The following is a 24,932-nucleotide window of genomic DNA, read 5'->3' on the forward strand; positions in this document are numbered from 1 at the left end:
CCGGGCCGGCGGCGGCGGGGTCATAGGCTGTCGGTCATGACCGAGCAGCGTGGCGACGCCATCGACGAATCCTGCGTCCTCACCGAGGGGCCGTGGACGCACCGGTTCGTCGGCGCCAACGGCAGCCGGTTCCACGTCGTGGAGGCGGGCACCGGTCCGATGGTGCTCTTCCTGCACGGCTTTCCCGAGCACTGGTGGGCCTGGCAGCAGATGCTGCCGGCGGTCGCCGACGCCGGTTTCCGCGCCGTCGCCGTCGACCTGCGCGGCTACGGCGCCAGCGACAAACCACCCCGGGGGTACGACGGCTACACCCTCGCGGCCGACGTGGCCGGTCTGATCCGCGCGCTCGGCGAACGCTCGGCGACCGTGGTCGGCGCCGGTGCCGGCGGGATGATCGCCTGGACGGTGGCCTCGTTCCACCCCAACCTGGTTCGCCGGCTGGTGGTGCTCGGCGCACCGCACCCGCTACGGCTGCGCGCCGCGATCTTCGCCGATCCGCGTGGCCAGTTCGCCGCCTCCACGCCCGCGCTGAGGTTCCAGCTTCCCCGCTACGAGCACGTCCTCACCCGGGACGACGCTCGGGCCGTGGAGGTGATCCTGCGCCGCTGGGGCGGGCCCCGCTGGGTGGGCGGCCCGGAGTTCGCCGGGTACGCCCAGCGCTACCGGGAGGCGATGCGCATCCCACAGGCCGCATTCTGCGCCCTGGAGGGTTACCGGTGGGCGTTCCGGTCCGTGCTGCGACTGCACGGGTACCGGTTCGTCAAGCTGATGCAGCGCCCCCTGGTCACGCCCACCCTGCAACTGCACGGCGCGCTGGACGTGGCCTCGTTGCCGCGTACCGCGCAGGGGTCGGGGCGTTACGTCAGTGCGGCGTACGAGTGGCGGCTGCTGGACGACGTCGGGCACTTCCCGCATCTGGAGACGCCGGAGCTGGTGCTGGGCGAGATCCTGCGCTGGACGAAGTCCTGACCGCTGCTCAGATCCGCTGTTCGCGGACGTCGGTTACCTCACCGACCGGCGCCCAGCCCTGGTAGACACCGAAGTCGAAGGCTTCCAGCCGCATGGCCTGGGCGACCGGCCACCGACCGCCCGTGTACTCGACCCGCAGCCACCCGTCGTGCACGGCGAGCACGATGAACGGCTGTCCCTGCCAGGTGCAGGTCGTCCGGACGTACGCCAACTCCTCGACCTCGGCGGTCGGCACGACCCGGACGTAGCGGCCGGAGCGGACCTCCTCGAAACCGTCGGCGGCCTCCGGCCGGTAGAGCCGGATCTCGCCGCCGTCCGGGCTGGCCTGGTACTCCCGGCCACGCCAGCGGGCCACGTAGCCGTCGCGCATCACCGCTCACCGACCTGACGCCAGGCGAGCGTGTCGGTGTCGAGCACGGCGACCAGCCGTTCGGTGCCGTCCGCGCCGATCCGCAGCAGTTGGGCACCGTGCGGCAGCCGGACACTGTCCACCTTGAACTCGGCCACCACGTCGGAACTCTCGCCGGGGGCGAAGCCGTTGCCCCGGAACGGGGAACGCTCGATCACCCAGCCCTCCATCGCCCGCATGGCGGCCTCGTTCTGCCCGCCGTACGGGATCCGGTAGAGACTGGGCCGGTACGCCGGCCACCTCAGCACGTAGATCTGTTCGGCGTCGGCCGCGAAGGGCGACTCGGGATGGTTGAGGCCGAGCGCACCGTACAGCTTTGCCGGGGTGTCGAGATGGGCCAGCTCACCGGCCCGGTGCACGAAGCCGGAGACCCGGTCGTAGCCACGCTCCAGGTAGTAGCCGAGCTGGCTGGGTGCGATCGCCTTCTGCATCACGATCGGCCGCACCGGGTCGACGACCGGTGCGGCCTCCCGTGGGCTGCTGGAGGACACGGCCGGCTCGGCCGTCGACTCGGTCTCCCGCTCCGGGTCGTCACCGAGCCCGAGTTCGGCGGCCCAGTTGGCCAGCCCGACGATCTGTTCACCGGGCAGCTTGGCCCCCACCGGCGTACCGGGATTGACCGCGAACGACCACGACGTGTCCGGCCAGCAGCGGATGAGCTGGACGAAGCGGACCTGGAGCGTCTCGGCGGCGGCCGGGTCGGTGTGGTCGGCCAACCGCTGCGGCGAGGTGTACGCCACCACGAAGGTCTGGCCGTCCAGTTGCACGGTGGGCCAGACGAAGCCCGGGTCGCCCGGCCGGGTGCCCGCGACGCAGTCGGCCGCCACCGGCATGAGGACCCGGGCCAGCAGCAGCGTGGACAGGAACGTGTCGGTGCTGCCGGCCTCCGCCGCCTCCAGCAGGTTCACCTCGACGTCGTTGGCCGGCGTGAAGTCGGTACCGACGGTCGGCGGCGGGGCGGCAGTAGGTGCGGCGGAGGTTGGCGATTCCGGTCCGGCGGTCGAGGTGGTCGCCGCCGGACTCTGCACCGTCGGCTCGGACCCGTCACCCGACCCGTCTGTCCCCGCCGGCCCGGGGGTGGGCGACACCGGCGGTGTGATCACCTCGGTCTCGATCGCCGACTCCGGCGTCGTTCCCCGAAGCAGGACGGTCTGCTGCTCGGCCCCAACCAGCGGGACGTCAGCAGTCGGCTCGGCCTCGACCGTCGGCACCTCGGCCGTCGCCTCGGACCCGGTCGACGTGACCTCGGCAGTCGGCTCGGAACCCGGCGACAGGACTTCAGCGGTCGGCTCGGCCTCGACCGTCGGCACCCACGCCGTCGTCTCGGCCTCGGCCGACGGGACCTCAGCGGTCGGCTCGGCCCCGGCGGTCGGCACCTCGGCGGTCGGCTCGGATCCGATCGTCGGGATCCACCCGGTCGGATCCGCCACCGTGGGCACCCAGGCGGTCGGTTCGGCCTCCACCAAGGGAACCGGCGCGGTCGGCTGCGCCTCGGCAGACGGCACTTCGACCGTCGGTTCGGCCTCGACCGTGGGCACCCACGCCGTCGTCTCGGGCTCCACCGTCGGCACCCAGGCCGTCGTCTCGGGCTCCACCGTCGGTACCCAGGCCGTCGTCTCGGGCTCGACCGTCGGGACCGGCGCGGTCGGCTCGGCCCCGACGGTGGGCACCCACGTGGTCGGCTCGGCCTCCATCAACGGAACCTGCGCGGTCGGCTCGGCTTCCGGCACCGGGACCCGTACGGTCGGCTCCGCCTCCGACACCGGGACCCGCATCGTGGGCTCCGCCTCGGGAACCGGGACGCGCACCGTCGGCTCGGCCTCGACCGGGGGGACGCGCACCGTCGGCTCGGTGCTCGGGAAGGGGGCGGGCTCGTGCGGGCGGGGCGGGGCGTCGTCGACCGAGCTGAGGTCGCGGGCCTCGATGATGGTGCCCTCGATGACGATCGGGGTGAAGCCACGGCGGGGCGCGGGCGGGCTGGAGACCGGCTCTGCGGCCGACAACTCCTCCGTGGGCTCCGCCGGCCCGCGAGGAGGCAGCGCCTCGGTGGGGTCGCCGCCGTCGGCGAGACCACCCGGTGCCGTCCAGCCGTTCGGCGGGGACACCCGCAGCGGCCGGGTCGGCTCCTGCACCGCACCACCCGGTGACGGCAGTCGCTGGGTCGGCTCGCCACCGGGCTCCGGACGGGCGCCCGACTCGGCACCGGTGAAGTCGAAGGCGCGGGTCTTTCCCTCAGCGGACGAATCGCCGGCCGCGCCGCGCCGGGGGAACGGCTGCGCACCACGGGCCGCCAGTCGGGACGGCGGGGTCGCCCGGTCGGTCAGCCGGTCGGCGCGCTGGCCGGTGCGGGAGTTCGCCGGCTCGAAGAAGGACTTCCGAGGTGCCTGACCCGGGTCGGCGGGCCGGCCGTTGGTCGGCGGTGCCGCTCTGTCCGGCGTACTCGGCCAGCCGGGACCGGCGGCTGTCGGCTCGTCGTCGGGTGCCGGCATCGGCCGACTCGGCGGCGGACCGACCTGCCCTTCCACCCGGCCACCGCCGACGGCGCTGAGCCGGCTTCCCAGGCTCTCCTGACCGGCGGCGCGGTCCGGGGCAGGGGCACCCCAACCGGGATCGGGCCGACCCGGCGACGCTCCGCCGGGCTGCTGGTGATGCGGACCGGCCACCGTGCCGGGGGCCGCCACCGGTGACTCGGGCAACTGGAAAGCCGCCGGGGCCACCGGTTGCGGCGAGGGCGCGGCCGGGCGCCCCGGACCGGTGCCGGATGGCCGTGGAGTGCCGACCGGGGCGGGCGGGGTGCTCGGCGTACGGGCGTCGCGCGCGCGGTTCAGGGCCTCCACCCGTTCCAACCGGGCTCGTGCGCCAACAGTGCGCCCGGGCAGCCGGACGTCGCCCCGGGACAACTGGGAGACGTACCAGGCCGGCAGGTAGCCCTCGATCGGCAGGCCGGGATTGACGGCCAGCCACCACTCGTGGTTGGGCCAAGCGGCGGCCAGTTCGGCGTACCCGGAGCGTCGGCTGGGTCCGGCGTGGTCACCGAGACAGGACCGCATCGCCTCGGCGGAGGTGAACGCCAACACGTGCGTGCGGCCACCGGTCGTCCAGGTGCCCCAACCCGCCGGCACCTGACCTGGCACGGGCTGGACGGAGATCGGCAACAGGAGCTCGACCCGGGACAGGGTGCGGAAGTACAACTGCTGGTCGTTGCCGCGCAGCGCGTCCCGCATCGCCGCCTCGGCCTCGGTGGCCGGCGCCCAGTCGGTCACGGCCACCCCTCCTCCCGGGCACAGCCATAGGTATCGCTTACAACCTACAAGGTGTCCACAAGATCACAATGCCAGGCCGTCGCCGGTCCGCCCGCTTCGCCGAGGGGCGCTAACATCCCGTTCCGGTGTCGACACGATACGGAGGCGGTCGATGTCCCGGAACGTCCCGCGTCCGCTCCTCGCGGGGGTGGCCGCCGCCCTGCTGGCCGGGCCCGCGACACCGGCCTCCGCCGCGACCGCACGGCCCGCGCCGGCCGGCTTCCCGGCGGTTGCCGCCGCGCCGGAGTGTGCCTCGCCACCGGCACCGGCCCGGCCGGTGGTCACCGAGCCCTGGCCGCAGCAGCGGTACGCCCCGACGCGGCTGTCGCCGCTGGCCGACGGGTCCGGGGTGACAGTCGCGGTGGTCGACTCGGGCGTGGATCGCCGCCATCCGCAGCTCGCCGGTCGGGTGCTCGACGGCCTCGACCTGCTCGACCCCGGTGGTGACGGCACCCGGGACTGCGTCGGCCACGGCACCGGCGTGGCCAGCATCATCGCTGCCGCCCCGCACGACGGCGTCGCCTTCCACGGTCTGGCGCCGAACGCTCGGATCCTGCCGGTCCGGGTCAGCGAACAGCAGGTCGTGGACGGCCGGGGAGCGGGGCGTGCGGTCGCGCCGGAGGAGTTCGCCACGGCGATCCGCTGGGCGGTCGACAACGGCGCCGACGTGATCAACCTGTCCGTGGTGCTCTACGCCGACCGGCCGTCGGTCCGCGCCGCGATCGCCTACGCGGCAGCCCGGGACGTGGTCGTGGTGGCCGCCGCCGGCAACCTGCACGGCGAGGGCGACCCTCGCCCCTACCCCGCCGCGTACGAGCCGGCGATCGGGGTCGGCGCGATCGGTGCCGACGGGACACGGGCCGGGTTCTCCCAGACCGGCCCCTATGTCGACCTGGTCGCACCCGGCACCGACGTGCTGATCGCCGCGCCCGGACGCGGCCACCAGCGGGCCGAGGGCACCAGTTACGCCGCTCCCTTCGTGGCCGCTACCGCCGCTCTGGTCCGCCAGTACCGCCCGGACCTGAGCGCTGCGGAGGTGGCCCGGCGGATCCTCGCGACCGCCGATCCGGCTCCGGGCGAGGGCTACGGTGCGGGCGTGCTCAATCCGTACCGGGCGGTCACCGAGGCGGACGGCACGACGCCACGCGCACGACCGGCGGTCGGGCTGGACGCGGAGCGGACGGACCCGGCGCTGGTGGCACAGCAGGCCCGGCGGGCCGCCGCGCGGGAACGGGCCGCTCTGCTCACCGCCGCCGGGCTGCTGGCGGTGACCGTCACCGTGGTGGCCGCCGTCCTCGTGCCGCAGGGTGTCCGGCGACGGTGGCGCCCCGCCGACCCACGCTGAGCCGACCGCCCCGACCGACGATTGTCGATGGCTGACGCCGACCGCCGCGTGCGCGGCGGTCGGCGTCAGCCCTGCGTCACTGGAACAGGCCGGCGTTGCGCTTCTCGGTGTCGAGATAGTCGGTCGCGGACTCGTCCACCGCCACCTTGATGTCGCGCAGCATCGTCTGGAGGTCCTGCGAGGCGTTGCGCCACCGGGCCTGACGCTGCTCGTACGCCTGCTGCGCCTCGCCGGACCAGCTCGCGACCAGCGGAGCGGCATCCTGCTCAAGCTGACCGAGCTGTGATTCGAGCGTGTTCAAGGCCCGCTGGATGTCCGCGCTGGCCTGTTGCAGCGCGGCGAAGTTGACGACCAGCACACCGTTCTCCATCCGAAGTCTTCCCCCTGGGTCGTGGTCTAGAGCGGCAGTTGGATGCCGCCGCGGTTGGTGGCGGACACCCGGCCGGCCGCCTCGGCGTCCGACGCGTCGTACTTCACGCCGGCGGTGCGGATCGCGCCTGCGGTCTCCCGAAGGGCCCGCTGCAGGTTCGCCTGATCCTGCGCCCACTGCTGTTTGACCTGCTCGAACGACCGGCCGCCCGCCCCGCGCCAGGCCTGCTGGAGAATCGCCAGCTGGGCCAGCAGTCCACTGAGCATCGACTGCAACGACTGGTCCGTCTGCTCGAACTTCGCCGCGGTCTGTTGCATCACCGCAGCCTCTGCCTGGGTCTGGGAGGACACCCCGACGTCACCTCGTCTCTCGATCGTGGCTGGCCCATGGACACACCACCCGCGCCGCCGGAGGGCGGGCGCGACGCGGGACGGGCCAACGAGAACTCGTCGCTGACAGTAGCGACACCATCGCATTTCTGCTACCCCGCCGCGCTCCCCTGTGGACAACGCGGCAGCCGGGCGGGCTACTACGATGGGCGTCGATGACGTCGCGGGGTGTGATCGACCGGCGGGCCGCAGTGCCGACCACCGGCACCCTCGCCCGCCGTACCGTCGACGGCCCAGCCGACACCGGCGACGGCCGAAACAGACCACAGTGGAGCTTGCGTGCGTACCGGCCGGTGGTCGGTCAGGTCGTCACCACGCAGGTGGCGGCGGCGCTGCTCGTCGCCGCACCGGGCCTGGGCACGCTGCCGACGAGCGCCGCCGTCCTGCTCGCCGGCGCGCTGCTGGTCGGCGCCTGGGGTCGGGTACGCCGACGGTGGCTACACGAGTGGCTACGGCTCGGGACGGGCTATCTGGCCCGCCGTCGACGGGTGCACCGCCCGACGCCCCTGCTCGACCTGGTCGACCCGGATGCCGTCGTCCGACCCGTCGAGTTGGCCGGATCCCCGGCCGCCGCCATCGACGACCCGGGTGGCCTGGTGGCCCTGCTCGACATCGGCGACGCCGCCGACCTGCTCGGCGCGGGCGTCCGCTCGCTGCCGCCGCCCACCGCGCTGCTGCCGGCCCGCACCGCCGACATGCCGCCGGTACGCGTGCAACTCCTGCTCACCGTCACGGCGGCGCCGGCGGTCGCGGCCGGTGGCGGACCGCTGGCCACCTCGTACCGACAGCTCACCGACGGGCGGCTGGCCGGCGGGGAGCGCGCGGTGCTGGCCGTGCGCGCGGTACGGGTGGCGGGCTGGCCCGAGGAGGAGCTGCGGCGGGCGCTCGCCGGCACCGTACGCCGGGTGGTGCGGCGGCTCCGGCCCCTGCCCGTGCGTCCGCTCGGCGCACCGGCGACCCTGCGTATGCTCGCCGAGCTCGCGCACCACGACGGCCGCGTGCCCCGGGAGACCTGGCAGGGCGTCCGCTGCGGCGGACTGCTCCAGAGCACCTTCGTGCTGCGGCACTCGCCGACGGAGCCGGTGGGTCGGCTGGTGCCCCGGCTGTCCGCGCTGCCGGTGACCGCCACCACGGTGTCGCTGCACGCCGACACCGAGGCACCGGGCCGGACCGACCTGACCGTCCGTCTGAGCGCGGCGACGCCGGCCGAGCTGTCCGCCGCCGGTCGAGCACTGGAGCAGGTCGTGACGGCCGCCGGTGGGGTGCTCGTCCGCAACGACGGCGCCCACCTGGACGGCTTCGCCGGCACGCTCCCGCTGGCGCTGCCAGGTCAGCCGGTCACGCGTCGCCGGGCCCCGTCGACACCGCCCGGTACGGACGCCCCGGAGTCGACGCTGCCGTACGGCTCGGCCGGGTTGATGCTCGGCACCAACCGGCACGGCGGACCCGTCGCCGTCCGGCTGTTCCGGCCGGAGAGCACCCGGGTGATGCTCGTCGGCGGGGTGCGCACCGCCCAGCTGGTCGCCGTGCGGGCGATGGCGCTCGGTGCCCGGGTGGTGGTCCAGACCACCCGGCCACACGCCTGGGAACCCTTCGTGCGTGGTGTCGGCGTACCCGGTCGGACGATCCCGCTGGTGCCACCGGACCGCCCGGCGCAGCTTCCGCCCGCGACCCCGCTGTCCCCGGTGCTCGTGGTGCGGGACGCGCCGCCACCGCCTCCGGGCCCGCGCCCGGGTGCCCCCTGGCAGACCACCCTGCTGGTACGCGACGAACTGACCCCGGCCGACGCGGACGCGCTGGCCCGCGCCGACCTGGCGGTGCTGTCGCCGCTGAGCCGGGCCGGATCGGCGGTCGCGGGCACCGCGCTGGGCCTCGGCGACGCCGCGCAGTGGCTGGCACGCAGTCGGCCCGACATGGTGGCGGTGGTCAACCGGCGCGCCCTGCGCTGGGCGCTGCTGGCCGTCACACCGATCGAGGCGCAGCTCATCGGGGCACCCCTCCGGCACCGGCCGAGTTGATCTCGCGGGTTTCGCCGGTACGCAGGCCGTGACACCATGCCCGCCATGGGTTTTCTGAAAGGTCTACTGATCCGGGTCGGCGCCACGGCGGTGGCCTTCTGGCTGGCCACTGTGATCATCCCCGGCATCTCCCTGAACACCGAGTCGTTCGGTGAGACGGTGTTGACGCTGGTCCTCGTCGCGGTGATCTTCGGCGTGGTGAACGGGGTGCTCCAGCCGATCATCAAGACCGTCGGGTGTGGCTTCTACCTGCTCACCCTCGGCCTGATCGCACTGGTGGTCAACGGTCTGCTGTTCCTGCTCACCGGCTGGATCGCCGACCAGGTGGGGCTGCCCTTCGACGTGGACGGCTTCTGGCCCGCCGCGGTGCTGGGTGCGCTCTTCGTCGGCATCGTCACCTGGATCCTCGGCGCCATCCTCGACCGCGACTGACTCCCGAACCGGGCGGCTCGACCTCGTCGGCCGCTCGACCGACCGTCCGCCGGGCGGTCACCGTCGACACCGACGGTGACCGCCCGGATCACGAAGGGTGAATGGTCGGGTCCTAGGATCCCGAGGATGTTCACCCGGACCCGTCACGACGGTTACACGATCAGCACCTCGCCCGATCTGCTCGACCTGGATCTGGTGCACACCTGGCTCTCCACCGACGCGTACTGGGCGCTCGGGCGGGACCGCGCGACGGTGGGTGCGGCGTTCGCCGGCTCGCTCGGGTTCGGCGTGTACCGCCCGACGGACGGCCGACAGGTCGCCGTCGCCCGGGTGATCACGGATCGGGCCACCTTCGGCTATCTCTGCGACGTCTATGTGGACCGGGCCGAACGCGGACACGGGTTGGGCACCTGGCTGGCCGGTGCCGTCCGCGACCATCTCGCCGAGATCGGCGTACGCCGGATCCTGCTGGCCACCAACGACGCGCACGGGGTGTACGCGAAACTCGGCTTCACCGTCGTACGCGCGGACCGGTGGATGGAGTTCGATCGCCGGGAGCCGAGCGTGACCCCGCTCACCAGCAAGGATCCACAGGGCGATCCGCCCCTTACGGTGAACACGTGACACCGCTGCGCCTCGGATACCTCTACGGCCTGGCCGCGTACCTGCTGTGGGGGTTCTTCCCGCTGTATTTCAAGCTGCTGCGCCCGACCGGCCCGCTGGAGATCCTGGCCCACCGGGTCATCTGGTCGGTGGTGTTCGTCGCCCTGCTGCTCGCCGTGATGCGCAACATCGGGTTCCTGCGTGCCCTGCTGCGTCGGCCGCGCGCCCTGGCCGGGGTCGGTGCCGCCGCCGCCCTGATCGCGGTGAACTGGTTCACCTACATCTACGGCGTGAACTCCGACCGTGTGGTGGAGACCGCCCTCGGGTACTTCATCAACCCGCTGGTGGTGGTGCTGCTCGGCGTCCTGGTGCTGCGGGAGCGGCTGCGCCCGGCGCAGTGGGCGGCGCTCGGGGTCGGTGCGCTGGCGGTGGCCGTCCTCACCGTCGACTACGGCCGGCTGCCGTACCTCGCGTTGACGCTGGCCTTCACGTTCGGCGGGTACAGCCTGGTGAAGAAGCGGCTGGGGTTGCCCCCGGCGGAGGGCCTCTTCGTCGAGTCCGCCGTGCTGGCCGTGCCGGCGCTGGTGTTCCTCGGCTGGCTCGCGACCACCGGCGACGCCACCTTCGGCCAGGTCTCGGTCGGGCACGCGTTGCTGCTGGTGCTGGCCGGCGCGTTGACCGCCATCCCGCTGTTGCTCTTCGCGGGCGCCGCGAACCGGCTGCCGCTGACCGCCCTGGGCATGCTCCAGTACGTGGCGCCGATCATCCAACTGGCCTGTGGTGTGTTGATCTTCCACGAGCCGATGCCGCCGGCCCGCCTGGTCGGCTTCGGGCTGGTCTGGCTCGCGCTGATCGTCTTCACCGCCGACGCGCTCCGCAACGCCCGGCGCAACCGGCGCGCGCGCCCGGACAGCGAGGTCGGCGCGGCGGCGGCGGTGCCCGCCCCACGCTGACCGGTCTGCCCTCACGCTGGCCGGTCCGCTGTTCGACGCCGGGTGGCTCAGCGGACGTCGTAGGCGAGCACGGGGGTGCCGTCGGCGCGGATGAGTTCCAGCCGGACCAGTTCGGCGTTGGTGAACCGGGTCGCACCGGTGATCCGCAGGTCGTCGCCGGGCGCGGCACGCCACGAGCCGATCTGCTCCTGCGCGCCGTCCGGGCCGTACGCCACCAGCCGGAAGGCGTGCGCCTTGCCGTAACCGGTGTGCTCGTCGTACCCGCAGTGCATGGTCACCTCGGTGCCCCAGTCGGTGTGCCGCAGGCCGATCTCGGCGTGCACCGGCACCGACCCGGTCACCGGCTCCATCGCGACCAGACGCACCTGTGCCAACGGTGGCCGGCCCGGCTGCTCGCTCGGCAGCATCGTCGCCACGCCGAAGCCGACCAGCAGGGCGAACGCCGCCGCCGCGAGGCCGGTGACCGCGTACCGCAGCCGGTTGGCCTGCCGCTCCCGACGCCGGCGGTCCCGCGCGGCGTTGAGCAGCTCGGGCACCCGGGGGTTCTCCGGCGGTGGGAGGAACTGCTCCAGGCTCGACGGGTCCAGCCGACCGAGCAGGCCGGGGAGCACGGCGATCTCGGAGACCGACTGTTGGCAGTCGGGGCAGCCGACGAGGTGCCGTTCGTACGCGGCCCGGTCGGCGGGTGAGAGGGCACCCAGCACGTACGCGCCGTCGTCGAAGGCGTAGTCGCAGCGGCTCATCCGGTCACCCCCATCTCCGCCAGCACCAACCGTAGTGAGCGCAGCGCGTAGTGGGTACGGGACTTCACGGTGCCCGGCGGCACCCCGAGCCGGGAGGCTGCCTCGGACACCGAACGGCCCTGGTAGAAGCACTCGACGAGAACGTCACGGTGGGACGGGCTGAGCCGGTTGAGCGCCTCCGCCACGGTCCACGCCTCCACGGCGCGTTCCGTCTCGTCGACGACCTCGCTGGGCTCGGGCAGCTCGTCGGTGTAGACCTCGCCGACCCGGGTCGACCGTCGCCGCCAGGCGTCGATGGCGAGGTTGCGTGCGGTGGTGAACAGCCAGGCGCGGACCGAACCGCGCCGGGGGTCGAGTGACTCCGGGTGCCGCCAGGCCCGCAGCAGCGTCTCCTGCACCAGGTCCTCGGCGCGCTGCCGGTCGCCGTTGACCAGCCGCAACGCGTGCGCGTACAGCGCCTCGGCATGCTCGTCGTGCAGGGCGCGCAGCAGGTGGGCGTCGTGGTCGCTGATGGTCCTCTCCTCGCTCTCGACCGAGCGGGCGCGGCGTTACGACCAGGGATACGTGCGGTCACGCCGATCGGTTCACCGCCTGCGCGACCTGGGATTCCCGACGGGGGAGTTCATCGCGGGTTCACATCGACGCCGATTACCGCTCACCACGCCCTCCTAGCGTCCGGCGCGTACCCGTCGGTGAGCTGCACCGGCGTGCGTGACCCTCAGGAGGCTCCTCCCATGAGCGACCGTCCCCGGCTGCTCCCGCTGCTGGGCACTCCCCGCCACGGCAGCCGCGACGCCATGACCTGTCTCTACCGCTGCGGCAACGCCTGCGACCACCCGGTGCCCAACACCTCCGACAACGCCTACTTCGGCGACCTGGTCGACGCCGAGGTCTCCCGCCGTGGCCTGGTCCGCGCCGGGGCGGTCGGCGCGCTGGTACTCGGCTTCGGCGGTGGCGCCGGTGCGCTGGCCGGCGGCGGTGCCGCCGCGGCGGCGCCGGGCTCCCCGGTGGTGCCCGAGACCACCACCTTCGCCGCCGGCGGCCGGGGCGTCGGCAGCGGGGCACTGACCTTCTCGTCGATCCCGCCGAACACGCTGGACACCTTCGTGGTGCCGAACGGCTACGACCACGCGGTCGTCATCCGCTGGGGCGACCCGGTGCTGCCCGGCGCACCCGCCTTCGACCTGCGCCGGCAGACCGCCGCCGCACAGGCCCGGCAGTTCGGCTACAACAACGACTTCGTCGGTGTGCTGCCGCTGGACAAGGGCGGACGGCGGGCACTGCTCGTGGTCAACCACGAGTACACCAACGAGGACCTGATGTTCCCCGGCTTCACCAGCCTCGACGCGCTCACCGTCGAGCAGGTGAAGGTGTCGATGGCCGCGCACGGCATGTCGGTGGTGGAGATCGAGCGGGTCGCCGGCACCGGGCAGTGGCGTGCGGTCACCTCGGGCCGCCGCCCGTACAACCGGCGGGTCGACGCGTTGAGCAGCACCTTCGAGCTGACCGGTCCGGCCGCCGGCTCGGCCTTCGTGAAGACCGCCGCCGACCCCAAGGGGCGTACGGTCGTCGGCACGCTGAACAACTGTGCCGGCGGGGTGACCCCGTGGGGCACGGTGCTCTCCGGCGAGGAGAACTTCAACCAGTACTTCGTCGGCGGCGACGCCGCACCGGCGGCGGACAAGCCCCGGCTGGCCCGGTACGGCATCAACACCACCACCCGATACCCCAGCGGCAACCGCAAGTGGGACCGCGCCGCCGACCGCTTCGACCTGGCCAAGCACCCGAACGAGGCGAACCGGCACGGCTGGATCGTGGAGATCGACCCGTACGACCCGGAGAGCCGTCCCCGCAAGCACACCGCGCTGGGCCGCTTCAAGCACGAGGGCGCGAACGTCATCGTGGCCCGCAGCGGGCACGTGGTCGCGTACATGGGCGACGACGAGCGCTTCGACTACCTGTACAAGTTCGTCTCGGACCGCACGTTCATGAAGGGCAACTCCTGGGTCGCCCGCAAGCACAACCTGACGCTGCTGGAGTCCGGCACGCTCTATGTCGCCCGGCTCGACCAGACCAGCGCCGCCGAGATCGACGGGTCCGGCCGGCTGCCCTCGGACGGCGCCTTCGACGGCAAGGGCCGCTGGATCAAGCTGGTCAGCGGCAACCGGTCCTTCGTGGACGGGATGACCGCCGCCGAGGTGCTCACCTTCACCCGCTTCGCCGGTGACAAGGTCGGCGCGACCAAGATGGACCGCCCGGAGGACGTCGAGCCGAGCCTGCTCACCGGCAAGGTCTATGTGGCGCTGACCAACAACACCAACCGGGGTGTCGGCAGCAACCCCGGGCCGGACGAGGCCAACCCGCGCAGCAACAACCGGCACGGGCAGATCCTGGAGCTGGTCGAGCACCGGGGCGACAACACCGCCGAGACGTTCACCTGGTCGCTGCCGATCGTCTGCGGCGACCCGGCGGACCCGTCGACCTACTTCTCCGGGTACGACAAGACCAAGGTGTCGCCGATCTCCTGCCCGGACAACGTGGCCTTCGACGCCACCGGCAACCTCTGGATCTCCACCGACGGCAACGCCCTGGGCAGCAACGACGGCCTCTTCGCCACGCCGACCGAAGGGCCGGAGCGTGGTCACCTCAAGCAGTTCCTCACCGTGCCGCGTGGCGCGGAGACCTGCGGGCCGTTCATAACCGGCGACAACCGCTCGCTCTTCGTCGCCGTGCAACACCCGGGCGAGGTCACCGGTGCCTCGGTCGACAACCCGGCCTCCACCTGGCCGGACGGCGACTACGCCAAACCCGGCGTGGTGGTGACCTGGCGGCTGGACGGCGGACCGGTCGGTAGCTGACCCCGCCCCGGCTTCGCGCCGGCCGCTTCCCGACGGCCCTCTTCCCACCAGGAAGGGGGCCGTCTCGCGCCGGGTCAGCCCTCGGCGGCTCGGTTCTCGGCGGCGGCTCGGTCGGCTCCGGTCAGTTCTCGGCGGCCAGGCACTCGGCGATCGCGCGGGCGGTGGCGATCAGCTTCGTCCGGACCACCCGGGCGGAGGTCATCATCTCGCTGGCCGGCAGCGCACAGGCCAGCACCGTACGCCGTTCCATGTCCTTGTCCGGGGTGACCAGGACGGCCGCGCAGGCCACCCCCTGCCGGAACTGACCCAGTTCGAGCTGCATACCGCGCCGCTCGCCGGCCGCCAGATCGGCCTCGAACGCCTCGGGTGTGGTCAGGGTGGCGCTGGTGAACGGCCGCATGCCGTACTCCCGCAGGTAGCGGTGCCGCTGCTCGGCGGTGAGCGTGGCGAGCAGCGCCTTTCCGAGCGCGGTCGCATGCGCGCCCTCGTCGAACCCGGGGACGAGATCCTCCAGGTACGGCGAGCGGTTCCCCTCCGCGACGGCGGTGATGGCGACCTGGCCGCCCACGAAGCGGCCGAGGTAGTGGCTCCACCCGGTCTCGATGGCCGCCCGACGCAGGTTCTCCCCGACTGCGGGCGAGCCCCGGAACGCGGCGACCAACTCGCGGTAGCGGTCGGCCACCTCCAGCCCCACGATGTACGTGCCGTCCTCCCGGCGGATCACGTAACCCTCGTACGCGAGTGTGCGGACCAGGTGGTACGTCGTGGCCACGGTCAGCTCGCATCGCCGGGCGATCTGCTTCACCGTCAGCCCCCGCGGGGCACGGCCGACCGACTCGAGCACTCGAAGTGCGCGGGAGACGCTTCGGATCAGGTCCGAAGGTTCCGCCAGGGGGTCACGCACAACCACCTCCGCCACCGGGGACTTACACCATATGAAAAAGGAGCCCGGCGCGAAACGCCTGATCGGGTGGAGGATCACCGTTCGTCGGATACCCGATGTGATGCTGACCGCACTTTCCGTTGCCGGAATGCGGCAGGCGTAGGTTGGCCCCACCATGACCCACACCGCCCCGTCCCCCGCTCCGGAGGCCGCCACCCGACCCGTCCGGGCCGCCACCACCGCGGTGGCCGTCACCATCGCCTGCGTCCTGCCCGTCTTCCTGGTCGGTGGGCTCGCCGTGCAGATGCGCGAGGAGTTGGGCTTCAACCCGGCCGGCCTGGGCATCGCCGTGGCGGTCTACTTCGGCGTCGGCGCGCTCGCCTCGGTCCCCTCCGGCACGCTCGTGGAACGCTGGGGCGGCGGTGTGGTCGCCCGGGTCGGCATCCTGATCTCCGCCGGTTCGCTGCTCGCCGTGGCGGTACTGGCCCGCTCGTACCCGATGCTGCTCGTCCTGCTGGCCGTGGCCGGCACCGCGAACGCGCTGGGTCAACTCTCCAGCAACCTGCTGCTCGCCCGGCACGTCCCGACGCGGCGGCAGGGCCTGTCCTTCGGCGTCAAGCAGGCGGCCATCCCGGTCTCCACCCTGCTGGCCGGCGCGGCGGTACCCACGCTCGCGCTCACCGTCGGCTGGCGGTGGGCGTTCGTGGCCGCCGCCGGTGCCGCGCTGGCCACGCTGCCGCTCGTGCCGTCACACGGACCGCAACCGGTCCACCGGTCGAACCGGCCGGCAGGGAACGCGACCGTCGGTCTGGTGGTGATCGGCGTGGCCGCGACGCTCGCGGCGGGCGCGGCGAACGCGCTGGGCACCTTCCTGGTGGACGCCTCCGTGGACCGGGGTCACGGCCCCGCCCTCGCCGGACTCATGCTGACCCTCGGCAGCGCGGTCTGCGTCGCCGCGCGGATCGGTATCGGCTGGCTGGCCGATCGCCGCTCCGGCGGGCACGTCACCGTGATCGCCGGCCTGCTGGTGGTCGGCGCGGTGGGGCTGGGCCTGCTCGCGGTGGCCGGCTCCGGGGCGCTGGTGGTCGGTGTCCTGCTCGGCTTCGGCCTGGGCTGGTCCTGGCCGGGGCTGATGAACTTCGCCGTGGTCCGGCTGCACCCGCAGGCACCGGCCGCCGCCACCTCCATCACCCAGACCGGCGTGTACGCGGGCGGCTGCCTCGGCCCGCTGGCCCTGGGACCGCTCGCGGCCGCCGCCGGCTACCCCGCGATGTGGCTCACCGCAGCCGCCGCCATGCTCACCGCCGCCGGTCTCATGCTCACCGCGACCCGGCTGCTCTCCACCCGGCCCGCGTCAGCCTGACCGCACACCCGGTCGAGGGCGTCGGTGGGGCGCTGCGAAGGGTCGCTCAGCTCGTGCGGTCGGCGATGTGGTCGCAGAGCGATTCGAGGGCGCGGCGCGCCGGCACGTCCGGCAGCGGCGCGAGCCGGGCGCGAGCGTCCTCGGCGTAGCTGCGGACCGTCTCCCGCGCCCGCTTGAGCGCGGGGCTCTCCCGAAGCAGTCCGAGCGCCTCGGCGTGCAGGGCGTCGTCGGTCAGCGGGCCGGTGGCCAGGATCTCCCGCAGCCGGACCGAGGAGGCGTCCGCGTCGTCGGAGGCGAGGGCGTAGAGCACCGGCAGGGTCGGTACACCCTCCCGCAGGTCGGTGCCGGGCGTCTTGCCGGACTCCTCCGACTCGCTGGCGATGTCGAGCAGGTCGTCCGAAAGCTGGAATGCGACACCGATGATCTCGCCGTACCCGGCCAGCGCCGACACGTGCTCCGGGGCGGTGCCGCTGAACAGCGCGCCGAAGTGGGCGCTGGTGGCGATCAACGAACCGGTCTTCTCGGCGATCACGTCCAGGTAGTGCCGCACCGGGTCGGCGTCGGCCCGGGGGCCGACCGTCTCGGCGATCTGGCCGTGCACCAGGCGGGCGAAGGTGCGCGCCTGGAGGCGTACCGCCTCGGGGCCCAGCTCTGCGGCGACGTCCGCGGCCCGCGCGAAGAGGTAGTCACCCACCAGGATGGCGACCGAGTTGGTCCAGCGGGAGTTGGCGCTCGGCGCTCCCCGACGCACCGCGGCCTCGTCCATCACGTCGTCGTGGTAGAGCGTGGCCAGGTGGGTCAACTCCACCACCACGGCGGCCGAGACGACCTCCGGCCGAGACGGCTCGCCGAACTGGGCGCCCAGGGCCACCAGCAGTGGCCGGAAGCGCTTCCCGCCCGCCTCCACCAGGTGCCGGGCCGCCTCGGTCACGAACGGATCGGCGCTGGCCACGCTGGCCCGCAACTCCACCTCGATGGTGTCCAGCAGGCCCAGCACGGATGCCTCGGTGTGCGGGTCGGCGAGATACAGACCGAGCGGGCCGAACTGGCCCGCGTGCCGGCTCCGGCGGCCACCAGAGCCGGTGCCACCTGAACGCTCGCCACCCCTAATCACCACTACTCCACCATGCCACACGGGCTCTACCTGCAGCGGACCGGGGAGGCGCGGCGGGGGCCGGCCCACACCCGTGGACCGGCCCCCGAAACGGAAGGTGACGCCGCTACCGGATGAAGTCCGCAGCGCCGGTGGTCAGGTCGAGCAGCGGGCCCGGTGCGATGCCGAGGACCAGGGTCGCGAGTACGCCGATCACCAGCGCCGCCGAGGTCATCGCCCCCGGCACCGTGACGGTCGGGGTCGAGTCGCCCGGCTCGGAGAGCCACATCATCACCACGACCCGCAGGTACGGGAAGGCGAGCACCATGCTGGTCAGCACACCGGCGATCACCAGCCACACCTGACCGCCGTCGAGCGCCGGGGCGAAAACGGCGAACTTGCTGGTGAAGCCGCTGGTGAGCGGGATACCCGCGAAGGCGAGCAGGATGAAGGTGAACACCGAGGCGTACCCCGGCGAGCGGCGCCCCAGCCCGGCCCAGCGGGACAGGTGGGTGGCCTCGCCGTCGGCGTCCCGGACCAGGGTCACCACGGCGAACGCGGCCAGCACGGTGAAGCCGTACGCCACCAGATAGAACATCGTGCCGGAAAGACCCTCCCGGCCCGGAGACAGCACGCCGACCAGCAGGTACCCGGCGTTGGCGATGGAGGAGTACGCCAGCAGCCGCTTGATGTCGGTCTGGGTGACCGCGAGCACCGCGCCGACCAGCATGGTGAGCACCGCCACCGTGCCGAGCACCGGGGTGAAGTCCCACCGTGCGCCCTCGAAGGCGACGTGGAACACCCGCAGCAGGGCACCGAACGCGGCGACCTTCGTGCAGGCGGCCATGAAGCCGGTCACCGGGGTCGGTGCGCCCTGGTAGACGTCGGGCGTCCAGACGTGGAACGGCGCGGCGGCGGCCTTGAAGAGCAGGCCGATGGCGACCAGCGCCATACCGGCGAAGAGCAGCACCGGGCTGGCCGTCGAGTTGGCCACGGCGGCGTTGAGGGTGGCGAAGTCCACGCCCGCCTGACGGTCGCCCAGACCGGCGCTGAAGCCGTAGAGCAGCGCCAGACCGAACAGGAAGAACGCCGAGGCGTACGCGCCGAGCAGGAAGTACTTCATCGCCGCTTCCTGGCTCAGGATCCGCCGGCGACGGGCCAGCGCGCAGAGCAGGTAGAGCGGCAGCGAGAAGACCTCGAGCGCGATGAACATGGTCAGCAGGTCGTTCGCCGCCACGAAGATCAGCATGCCGCCGATGGCGAACGTGGTCAGCGGGTAGACCTCACCGGCACCACCGGCCTTGGCCGCCTGCCGCCGGTCGTCGGGCGAGTCGGCGGTGATCGCGGCCTGGGCGACGAATGCGCCGCCGCGTTCCACCGACCGCTCGCCCATCAGCAGCAGCGCCACGCCGGCCAGGGCCAGGATCGCACCCTGGAGGAACAGCGTGGGCCCGTCGATCGCGATCACCCCGATGGTGATCACCCGCTTGTCGGCGTTGAACACCACCATGGTCAACGCGGCGAGCACCGCCAGCAGGGCCAGCGGGAGCTGGACGGGGTGCCGCAGCCGGCGCGGCACGAACGCCTCGACCAGCACCCCCAGCACCGCCGCGCCCAGCATGATCAGGATCGGCGCGAGTGCCGCGTAGTCGATCGGCGGCAGTACGAACTCGTTCACCGAGTCAACCTTTCGTTCGCGACTGCGCTGTCTATTGCCCGCGACTGCGGGGCTCGCTTCGCTCTCTCCTCGCGCGGGCGACTGGAGTTCGCGAGCTCACTCCTCGCGCTCACCGAGTCCACCTTCCGTTCGCGACTGCGGGGCTCGCGAGCTCACTCCTCGCGCTCACCGGCTGGCCTCCTGGACGTTGCCTGCCGTCGGCGCCGGATCGGTCCGGCCGACGTCCTCCATGGTCGCCTGCACCGCCGGGTTGATCACGTCGGTGACCGGCTTCGGGTAGAAGCCGAGCACCACGATCAGCGCGATCAGCGGGGCGACCACGAACTTCTCACGCAGGTTGAGGTCGCGCTTCATCGCGTCGATCTGGGTCAGCGCCGGATTGAGCGTGCCCTGCGTGGTCCGCTGCACCATCCAGAGCACGTACGCGGCGGCCAGGATGATGCCCAGCGTGGCGATCACCGCGACCGGCTTGTTCACCGTGAAGGTGCCGATCAGCACCAGGAACTCGGAGACGAACGGTGCGGTGCCGGGCAGCGCCAGCGAGGCGAGACCGGCGAAGAACAGCACCCCGGCCAGCACCGGCACCAGCTTGCCGGCACCACCGAAGTCGCTGACCAGCGCCGAGCCCCGGCGCGCGACCAGCATGCCGACCACCAGGAAGAGCAGGCCGGTGGCGAGCCCGTGGTTCACCATGTAGAGCACCGCACCGGTGCCGGCCTGGGTGGTGAAGGCGAAGAGGCCCACGCCGATGAAACCGAAGTGCGCGATCGACGTGTACGACACCAGCCGCTTCAGGTCGTTCTGCCCCACCGCCAGCAGTGCGGCGTAGATGATGCCGATCACCGCAAGGCCCATCGCCCACGGCGCGAACCACTGTGCGGCGTCCGGGAACAGCGGCAGGCCGTACCGGATGATGCCGAAGGTGCCGACCTTGTCCAGCACCCCGACGAGCAGTGCGGCGGCACCGGCGGGGGCCGCGCCACCGGCGTCCGGCAGCCAGGTGTGGAAGGGGAAGAACGGTGCCTTGATCGCGAAGGCGATGAAGAAGCCGAGGAAGAGCCAGCGCTCGGCACCGGTGGAGATGTCCACCTGGGACAGCGCCACCCAGTCGAAGGTCTTCCCACCGACGACCCAGAGGCCGATCACCGCGGCCAGCATGAACAGGCCGCCGACCAACGAGTACAGGAAGAACTTGACGGCCGCGTACTGGCGCTGGTGACCGCCGTAGCTGCCGATGAGGAAGTACATCGGCACCAGCATGACCTCGAAGAACACATAGAACAGGAAGACGTCGGCGGCGGCGAAGACGCCGATCATCGTGCATTCGAGGACGAGCAGCAGCGCGAAGTAGACCGGCACCGACCGCTTCGACGACTCGGCGTCGTGCCAGGACGCCAGGATCACCAGCGGCACCAGCACCGCGATCAGCATCAGCATGACCAGCGCGATGCCGTCGGCGGCGAAGGTGAAGTTGACACCCCAGTTCGGGATCCACGGGTACGACTCGCGGAACTGGAACCGGTCGCCGTCGACCTGCCAGGTCACCCACATGACCACGGAGAGCGCCAGCACCAGCAGCGACCAACCGAACGCGACCTGCTTGGCCAGCGTCGGCCGGCTGCGCGGCAGGAGGGCGACCACCACGGCGCCGACCAGCGGCGCCACGGTGAGCACCGAGAGGAACGGGAAGTCGGACATTATGCGGCCTTACCTCCGTCGTCGATGCGCGGTCCGCCGACGACGGCCGCCTGCGAGACCGTCGGCCTCTTGAGGTCGATCACGCGAACCACCCCGCCTGCACGGCGAGGAACGCGCCCACGATCAGCAGCGCCCCGGCGAGGATCGAGGTGGCGTACGACCGGACGAAGCCGGTCTGCAGCCGCCGCAGTCGACCCGAACCGCCGCCGACACCGGCTGCCAGCCCGTTGACCAGCCCGTCGATGCCCCGGTTGTCCAGGTAGACGAGCGCCCGGGTGAGGAAGATGCCGGGCTTCTCGAAGACCGCCTCGTTCACCGCGTCGGTGTAGAGGTTCTTGCGGGCGGCGGTGACCAGCACACCGGCCGGCTGCGGCTCGTTGGCCGTGCCGTTGCGGAACAGGAACCAGGCCAGCGCGGCACCGAGCACGGTGACACCCAGCGACAGCACCACGATCGCCCAGTGCGGCAGCACCGCGTCGTGGTGCGCCTCGGCCGCGCCGAGGCCGGCGGTGGCGGTCAGCCAGTCGGGTACGGAGGTGGCCAGCAGCCAACCCGCGCCGATCGAGCCGATGCCGAGCAGGATCAGTGGGATGGTCATCAGCGGCGGGGACTCGTGCGGGTGCTCGATGTCCGTGGTCCAGCGCTTCGGACCGTGGAAGGTCAGCACGAACAGCCGCGTCATGTAGAACGCGGTCAGCGCGGCGCCGAGCACCGCCGCCCCGCCGAACAGCCAGGCCGTCCAGCCGTCCCGCTCGAAGGCGGCGGCGATGATCGGCTCCTTCGAGAAGTAGCCGGAGAACGGGATCATGCCGATGATCGCCAGCCAGCCCGCGCCGAAGGTGAGCCAGGTGATCTTCATGTACTTCGACAGGCCGCCGAAGCGGCGGATGTCCACCTGGTCCTTCATCCCGTGCATGACCGAGCCGGCGCCGAGGAACATGTTGGCCTTGAAGAAGCCGTGCGCCAGCAGGTGCACGATGGCCAGCGCGTACGCCGCGCCGCCCAGGCCGACACCGAGGAACATGTAGCCGATCTGGCTCACCGTCGACCAGGCCAGCACCCGCTTGATGTCGTCCTTGGCGCAGCCGATGATCGCGCCGATCAGCAGCGTCAGCGCACCCACGCTGACCACCACCAACTGCAGCGTGGCGTTGGCCGAGAAGATGATGTTGGACCGGGCGATCAGGTAGACGCCGGCGGTGACCATCGTCGCGGCGTGGATGAGCGCCGACACCGGGGTCGGGCCCTCCATCGCGTCCGGCAACCACGCCTGGAGCGGGAACTGACCGGACTTGCCGGCCGCGCCGAGCAGCAGGAGGATGCCGAGCACCAGCACGGTGCTGCCGGCCAGCGCGCCGACGCCGTTGAACACCTCGTCGTACTGGGTGGTGCCCAGAGTGGCGAACATGATGAAGATGGCGATGGCCAGACCGGCGTCGCCGACCCGGTTCATCAGGAACGCCTTCTTGCCGGCGGTGGCTGCGGCCGGCTTGGTGTTCCAGAAGGAGATCAGCAGGTACGACGCCAGACCGACGCCCTCCCAGCCGAAGTAGAGCATCACGTAGTTGTTGCCGAGGACCAGCAGCAGCATGGCGGCGACGAACAGGTTGAAGTAGGCGAAGAACCGCCGACGACCCGGGTCGTGCGCCATGTACTCGACCGCGTACAGGTGGATCAGGAAACCCACGCCGGTGATCAGCAGGACGAAGACCCCGGCCAGCGGATCGAAGAGCAGGCCGAAGTCGACGTTGAGGTTGCCGACCGCGATGAAGTCCCAGAGGCTCAGTTCGACCGACTTGTTCTCCAACCCACGCAGGTTGAAGAAGTAGGTCAGACCGAGCAGGAAGGCGGCACCCACGGCGGCCACGCCGAGCCAGTGCCCCCACCGGTCGGCGCGCCGGCCGAGCAGCAGCAGGACCATCGCGCTGACCAGCGGGATCGCCACCAGCAGCCAGACGCTGCTCAGCAGCCCGTCGGCCGTCGCGTACGAGACGGTCTCGGCCGGAGCAGCCTGGGCGTACGTCACAATTTCGTCCACCGGTGGGCCCCTCTAGTACTTCAACAGGTTGGCGTCGTCGACGCTGGCGGAGCGCCGGGTGCGGAAGATCGCCATGATGATGGCCAACCCGACCACGACCTCGGCCGCCGCCACCACCATCACGAAGAACGCCATGATCTGGCCGTTCAGGTCACCGTTCATCCGGCTGAAGGTGACCAGCGCCAGGTTGGCCGCGTTGAGCATCAGCTCGACGCACATGAACAGCACGATCGCGTTGCGCCGGACCAGCACCCCGGCCGCGCCGATGGTGAACAGCACCGCGGCGAGGACGAGGTAGTAGTTCGGTTCGACGGAGAAGAAATCACTCACCGGACCGGCCTTCCGTTCGCGACTGCGGGGCTCGCAAGCTCACTCCTCGCACTCACTTCTCAGTGCCCTTCAGGGTGGTTTCCTCGGCCGCCAGCTCACGCACCGGAAGGATGTCCGGCGTGCTCCGGTCGCTCAGCCGGCCGTCCGGCAGGCGCGCCGGGGTGGCCACCGACGAGGAGGTGGCGAAGACACCCGGGCCGGGCTTCGGACCGGGGTAGTTGCCCGGCACGAAGCGGGCCTTCATGGTGGCCACCTGGTCGCGCTTGTCCTCCTTGCGCCGCTCGATGTGCGCCAGGATCATGCCGCCGATGGTGGCGGTGATCAGCAGCGCGGCGGTCAGCTCGAAGGCGAAGATGTAGTCGGTGAAGAGCAACTGGGCGATGCCCTGCACGTTGCCGCCCGCGTTGGCCGCCTCCAGGCCCACCGCCTCGGTGCCCTGGGTGGCCCGGTAGACCCCACTGCCGAGCAGGGCGGCGAAGCCGACGCCGAGCCCGATCGCGGCGATCCGCTGACCCCGCAGCACTTCGATCAGTGAGTCCGAGGCGTCCCGGCCGACCAGCATCAGCACGAACAGGAAGAGCATCATGATCGCGCCGGTGTAGACGATGATCTGCACCATGCCGATGAACGGTCCGGCCTGGAGCACATAGAACACGCCCAGGCTGAGCATGGTGAGCACCAGCCAGAGCGCCGAGTGCACCGCGTTGCGTGCCGCGACCATGCCGATCGCGCCGGCCAGCGCGAGCGGGGCGAGGATCCAGAAGGCCACCGCCTCGCCGCCGGAGACCGCACCCGCGGCGAGCACCGTCGAGGTGGTCATTCCGTCTCTCCCTTGTCCGCCGCGGCGCGCTGGGCGGCCTGCTCGGCACCGGGGAAGGTGACGCCCGGGTGCTCGTCCAGCTGGTACCGCCCCGGCCCCATGGGCGAGCGCTCGGCGCCGGCCGAGGTGCCCGGGTTGGTCAGGCTGCCGATGTAGTAGTCCTTCTCGCTGTCGCCCAGACGCATCGGGTGCGGCGGCTGCTCCATGCCCGGCAGCAGCGGCGCGAGCAGCTGCTCCTTGGTGAAGATCAGGTCCTGCCGGTTGTCCCGGGCCAGCTCGTACTCGTTGCTCATGGTCAACGAGCGGGTCGGGCACGCCTCGATGCACAGCCCGCAGAAGATGCAGCGGGCGTAGTTGATCTGGTAGTTGCTGGCGTACCGCTCACCCGGCGAGAAGCGCTGCTCGTCGGTGTTGTCGCCACCCTCGACGAAGATCGCGTCCGCCGGGCAGGCCCAGGCGCACAGCTCACAGCCGATGCACTTCTCCAGGCCGTCCGGGTGCCGGTTGAGGATGTGCCGGCCGTGGTAGCGCGGCGCCGGCTTCGGCGGGGTGAAGGGGTAGTCGGTGGTGACGACCTTCTTGAACATGTGCGAGAAGGTGACCCCGAAGCCCTTGAACGTTCCGGTGATCGCGCCCAC

At 72.0% G+C, this 24,932-nt stretch carries 22 protein-coding genes; 8 read left to right on the forward strand and 14 right to left on the reverse strand.

What is annotated here, in order from left to right; translation table 11 throughout:
• Positions 1-36 precede the first annotated feature (36 nt).
• Positions 37-969 (forward strand): alpha/beta fold hydrolase, encoded by a 933-nt coding sequence (locus tag ACIBO1_RS03710; protein WP_396741095.1) that lies wholly within the window; start codon positions 37-39, stop codon positions 967-969.
• Positions 970-976: 7 nt separating this feature from the next.
• On the opposite strand, the gene ACIBO1_RS03715 is transcribed toward ACIBO1_RS03710, so the two are convergent.
• Entirely contained in the window at positions 977-1,342 is a 366-nt protein-coding gene (locus ACIBO1_RS03715; RefSeq protein WP_350697405.1) for a hypothetical protein, read from the reverse strand.
• Positions 1,339-4,641, reverse strand: a complete 3,303-nt coding sequence (locus tag ACIBO1_RS03720; protein WP_396741097.1) for an SseB family protein — start codon at positions 4,639-4,641, stop codon at positions 1,339-1,341. The genes ACIBO1_RS03715 and ACIBO1_RS03720 overlap by 4 nt, the downstream gene beginning before the upstream one ends.
• Positions 4,642-4,792: 151 nt before the next feature.
• Between ACIBO1_RS03720 and mycP the strand changes: the two genes are divergently transcribed.
• Entirely contained in the window at positions 4,793-6,025 is a 1,233-nt protein-coding gene (mycP, locus tag ACIBO1_RS03725; protein WP_396741099.1) for a type VII secretion-associated serine protease mycosin, read from the forward strand.
• A 76-nt stretch (positions 6,026-6,101) separates the two neighbouring features.
• Here mycP and ACIBO1_RS03730 read toward each other — a convergent pair whose 3' ends face one another.
• Entirely contained in the window at positions 6,102-6,395 is a 294-nt protein-coding gene (locus ACIBO1_RS03730; RefSeq protein ID WP_350697408.1) for a WXG100 family type VII secretion target, read from the reverse strand.
• A 26-nt stretch (positions 6,396-6,421) separates the two neighbouring features.
• Positions 6,422-6,745 (reverse strand): WXG100 family type VII secretion target, encoded by a 324-nt coding sequence (locus ACIBO1_RS03735; protein ID WP_396741102.1) that lies wholly within the window; start codon positions 6,743-6,745, stop codon positions 6,422-6,424.
• Positions 6,746-6,939: 194 nt separating this feature from the next.
• Between ACIBO1_RS03735 and ACIBO1_RS03740 the strand changes: the two genes are divergently transcribed.
• From ACIBO1_RS03740 to rarD, 4 genes are all read left to right on the forward strand, one after another.
• Positions 6,940-8,802, forward strand: a complete 1,863-nt coding sequence (locus ACIBO1_RS03740) for a type VII secretion protein EccE (RefSeq protein ID WP_396741104.1) — start codon at positions 6,940-6,942, stop codon at positions 8,800-8,802.
• Between the two features lie 45 nt (positions 8,803-8,847).
• Positions 8,848-9,234: a phage holin family protein gene (locus tag ACIBO1_RS03745; RefSeq protein WP_396741106.1), complete on the forward strand. Its 387-nt coding sequence runs from the start codon at positions 8,848-8,850 to the stop codon at positions 9,232-9,234.
• Between the two features lie 126 nt (positions 9,235-9,360).
• Entirely contained in the window at positions 9,361-9,858 is a 498-nt protein-coding gene (locus ACIBO1_RS03750) for a GNAT family N-acetyltransferase (RefSeq protein ID WP_396741108.1), read from the forward strand.
• On the forward strand, positions 9,855-10,790 hold the full coding sequence (gene rarD, locus ACIBO1_RS03755; RefSeq protein WP_396741110.1) for an EamA family transporter RarD: 936 nt from the start codon (positions 9,855-9,857) through the stop codon (positions 10,788-10,790). Before ACIBO1_RS03750 ends, rarD begins: the two co-directional genes overlap by 4 nt.
• Before the next feature lie 47 nt (positions 10,791-10,837).
• Here rarD and ACIBO1_RS03760 read toward each other — a convergent pair whose 3' ends face one another.
• Both ACIBO1_RS03760 and ACIBO1_RS03765 read right to left on the reverse strand, forming a co-directional pair.
• Positions 10,838-11,533: an anti-sigma factor family protein gene (locus ACIBO1_RS03760; RefSeq protein ID WP_396741112.1), complete on the reverse strand. Its 696-nt coding sequence runs from the start codon at positions 11,531-11,533 to the stop codon at positions 10,838-10,840.
• On the reverse strand, positions 11,530-12,024 hold the full coding sequence (locus ACIBO1_RS03765; protein WP_233527450.1) for a sigma-70 family RNA polymerase sigma factor: 495 nt from the start codon (positions 12,022-12,024) through the stop codon (positions 11,530-11,532). The genes ACIBO1_RS03760 and ACIBO1_RS03765 overlap by 4 nt, the downstream gene beginning before the upstream one ends.
• Positions 12,025-12,267: 243 nt before the next feature.
• Here ACIBO1_RS03765 and ACIBO1_RS03770 point away from each other — a divergent pair, with 243 nt between their 5' ends.
• The gene (locus ACIBO1_RS03770) at positions 12,268-14,391 is read left to right on the forward strand and encodes a PhoX family protein (protein ID WP_396741114.1); all 2,124 of its coding nucleotides are present in this window, start codon (positions 12,268-12,270) and stop codon (positions 14,389-14,391) included.
• 121 nt (positions 14,392-14,512) lie between these two features.
• Here ACIBO1_RS03770 and ACIBO1_RS03775 read toward each other — a convergent pair whose 3' ends face one another.
• The gene (locus tag ACIBO1_RS03775) at positions 14,513-15,295 is read right to left on the reverse strand and encodes an IclR family transcriptional regulator C-terminal domain-containing protein (RefSeq protein ID WP_350697416.1); all 783 of its coding nucleotides are present in this window, start codon (positions 15,293-15,295) and stop codon (positions 14,513-14,515) included.
• Between the two features lie 154 nt (positions 15,296-15,449).
• On the opposite strand from ACIBO1_RS03775, the gene ACIBO1_RS03780 reads away from it, so the two are divergent.
• A complete protein-coding gene (locus ACIBO1_RS03780; protein ID WP_396741116.1) occupies positions 15,450-16,637 on the forward strand; it encodes an MFS transporter in 1,188 nt (395 codons plus the stop codon).
• Between the two features lie 46 nt (positions 16,638-16,683).
• Here ACIBO1_RS03780 and ACIBO1_RS03785 read toward each other — a convergent pair whose 3' ends face one another.
• The 7 genes from ACIBO1_RS03785 to nuoI form a co-directional block, all read right to left on the reverse strand.
• Positions 16,684-17,751, reverse strand: a complete 1,068-nt coding sequence (locus ACIBO1_RS03785; protein WP_396741118.1) for a polyprenyl synthetase family protein — start codon at positions 17,749-17,751, stop codon at positions 16,684-16,686.
• Positions 17,752-17,857: 106 nt separating this feature from the next.
• Positions 17,858-19,408: an NADH-quinone oxidoreductase subunit NuoN gene (nuoN, locus tag ACIBO1_RS03790; RefSeq protein WP_396741120.1), complete on the reverse strand. Its 1,551-nt coding sequence runs from the start codon at positions 19,406-19,408 to the stop codon at positions 17,858-17,860.
• Between the two features lie 165 nt (positions 19,409-19,573).
• Positions 19,574-21,106 carry an NADH-quinone oxidoreductase subunit M gene (locus tag ACIBO1_RS03795; RefSeq protein ID WP_350697419.1) on the reverse strand — a complete coding sequence of 511 codons (1,533 nt, stop codon included), beginning with the start codon at positions 21,104-21,106 and terminating at the stop codon, positions 19,574-19,576.
• 79 nt (positions 21,107-21,185) lie between these two features.
• Complete coding sequence (nuoL, locus tag ACIBO1_RS03800; RefSeq protein ID WP_387258330.1) at positions 21,186-23,144, reverse strand: NADH-quinone oxidoreductase subunit L; 1,959 nt, start codon at positions 23,142-23,144, stop codon at positions 21,186-21,188.
• Positions 23,145-23,156: 12 nt separating this feature from the next.
• Positions 23,157-23,474, reverse strand: a complete 318-nt coding sequence (gene nuoK / locus ACIBO1_RS03805; RefSeq protein WP_013731028.1) for an NADH-quinone oxidoreductase subunit NuoK — start codon at positions 23,472-23,474, stop codon at positions 23,157-23,159.
• Positions 23,475-23,526: 52 nt separating this feature from the next.
• Complete coding sequence (locus ACIBO1_RS03810; RefSeq protein ID WP_396741123.1) at positions 23,527-24,294, reverse strand: NADH-quinone oxidoreductase subunit J; 768 nt, start codon at positions 24,292-24,294, stop codon at positions 23,527-23,529.
• Complete coding sequence (nuoI, locus tag ACIBO1_RS03815; RefSeq protein WP_350697422.1) at positions 24,291-24,932, reverse strand: NADH-quinone oxidoreductase subunit NuoI; 642 nt, start codon at positions 24,930-24,932, stop codon at positions 24,291-24,293. The genes ACIBO1_RS03810 and nuoI overlap by 4 nt, the downstream gene beginning before the upstream one ends.

This window comes from Micromonospora sp. NPDC049903, assembly GCF_044460945.1.
Classification (GTDB): Bacteria; Actinomycetota; Actinomycetes; order Mycobacteriales; family Micromonosporaceae; genus Micromonospora.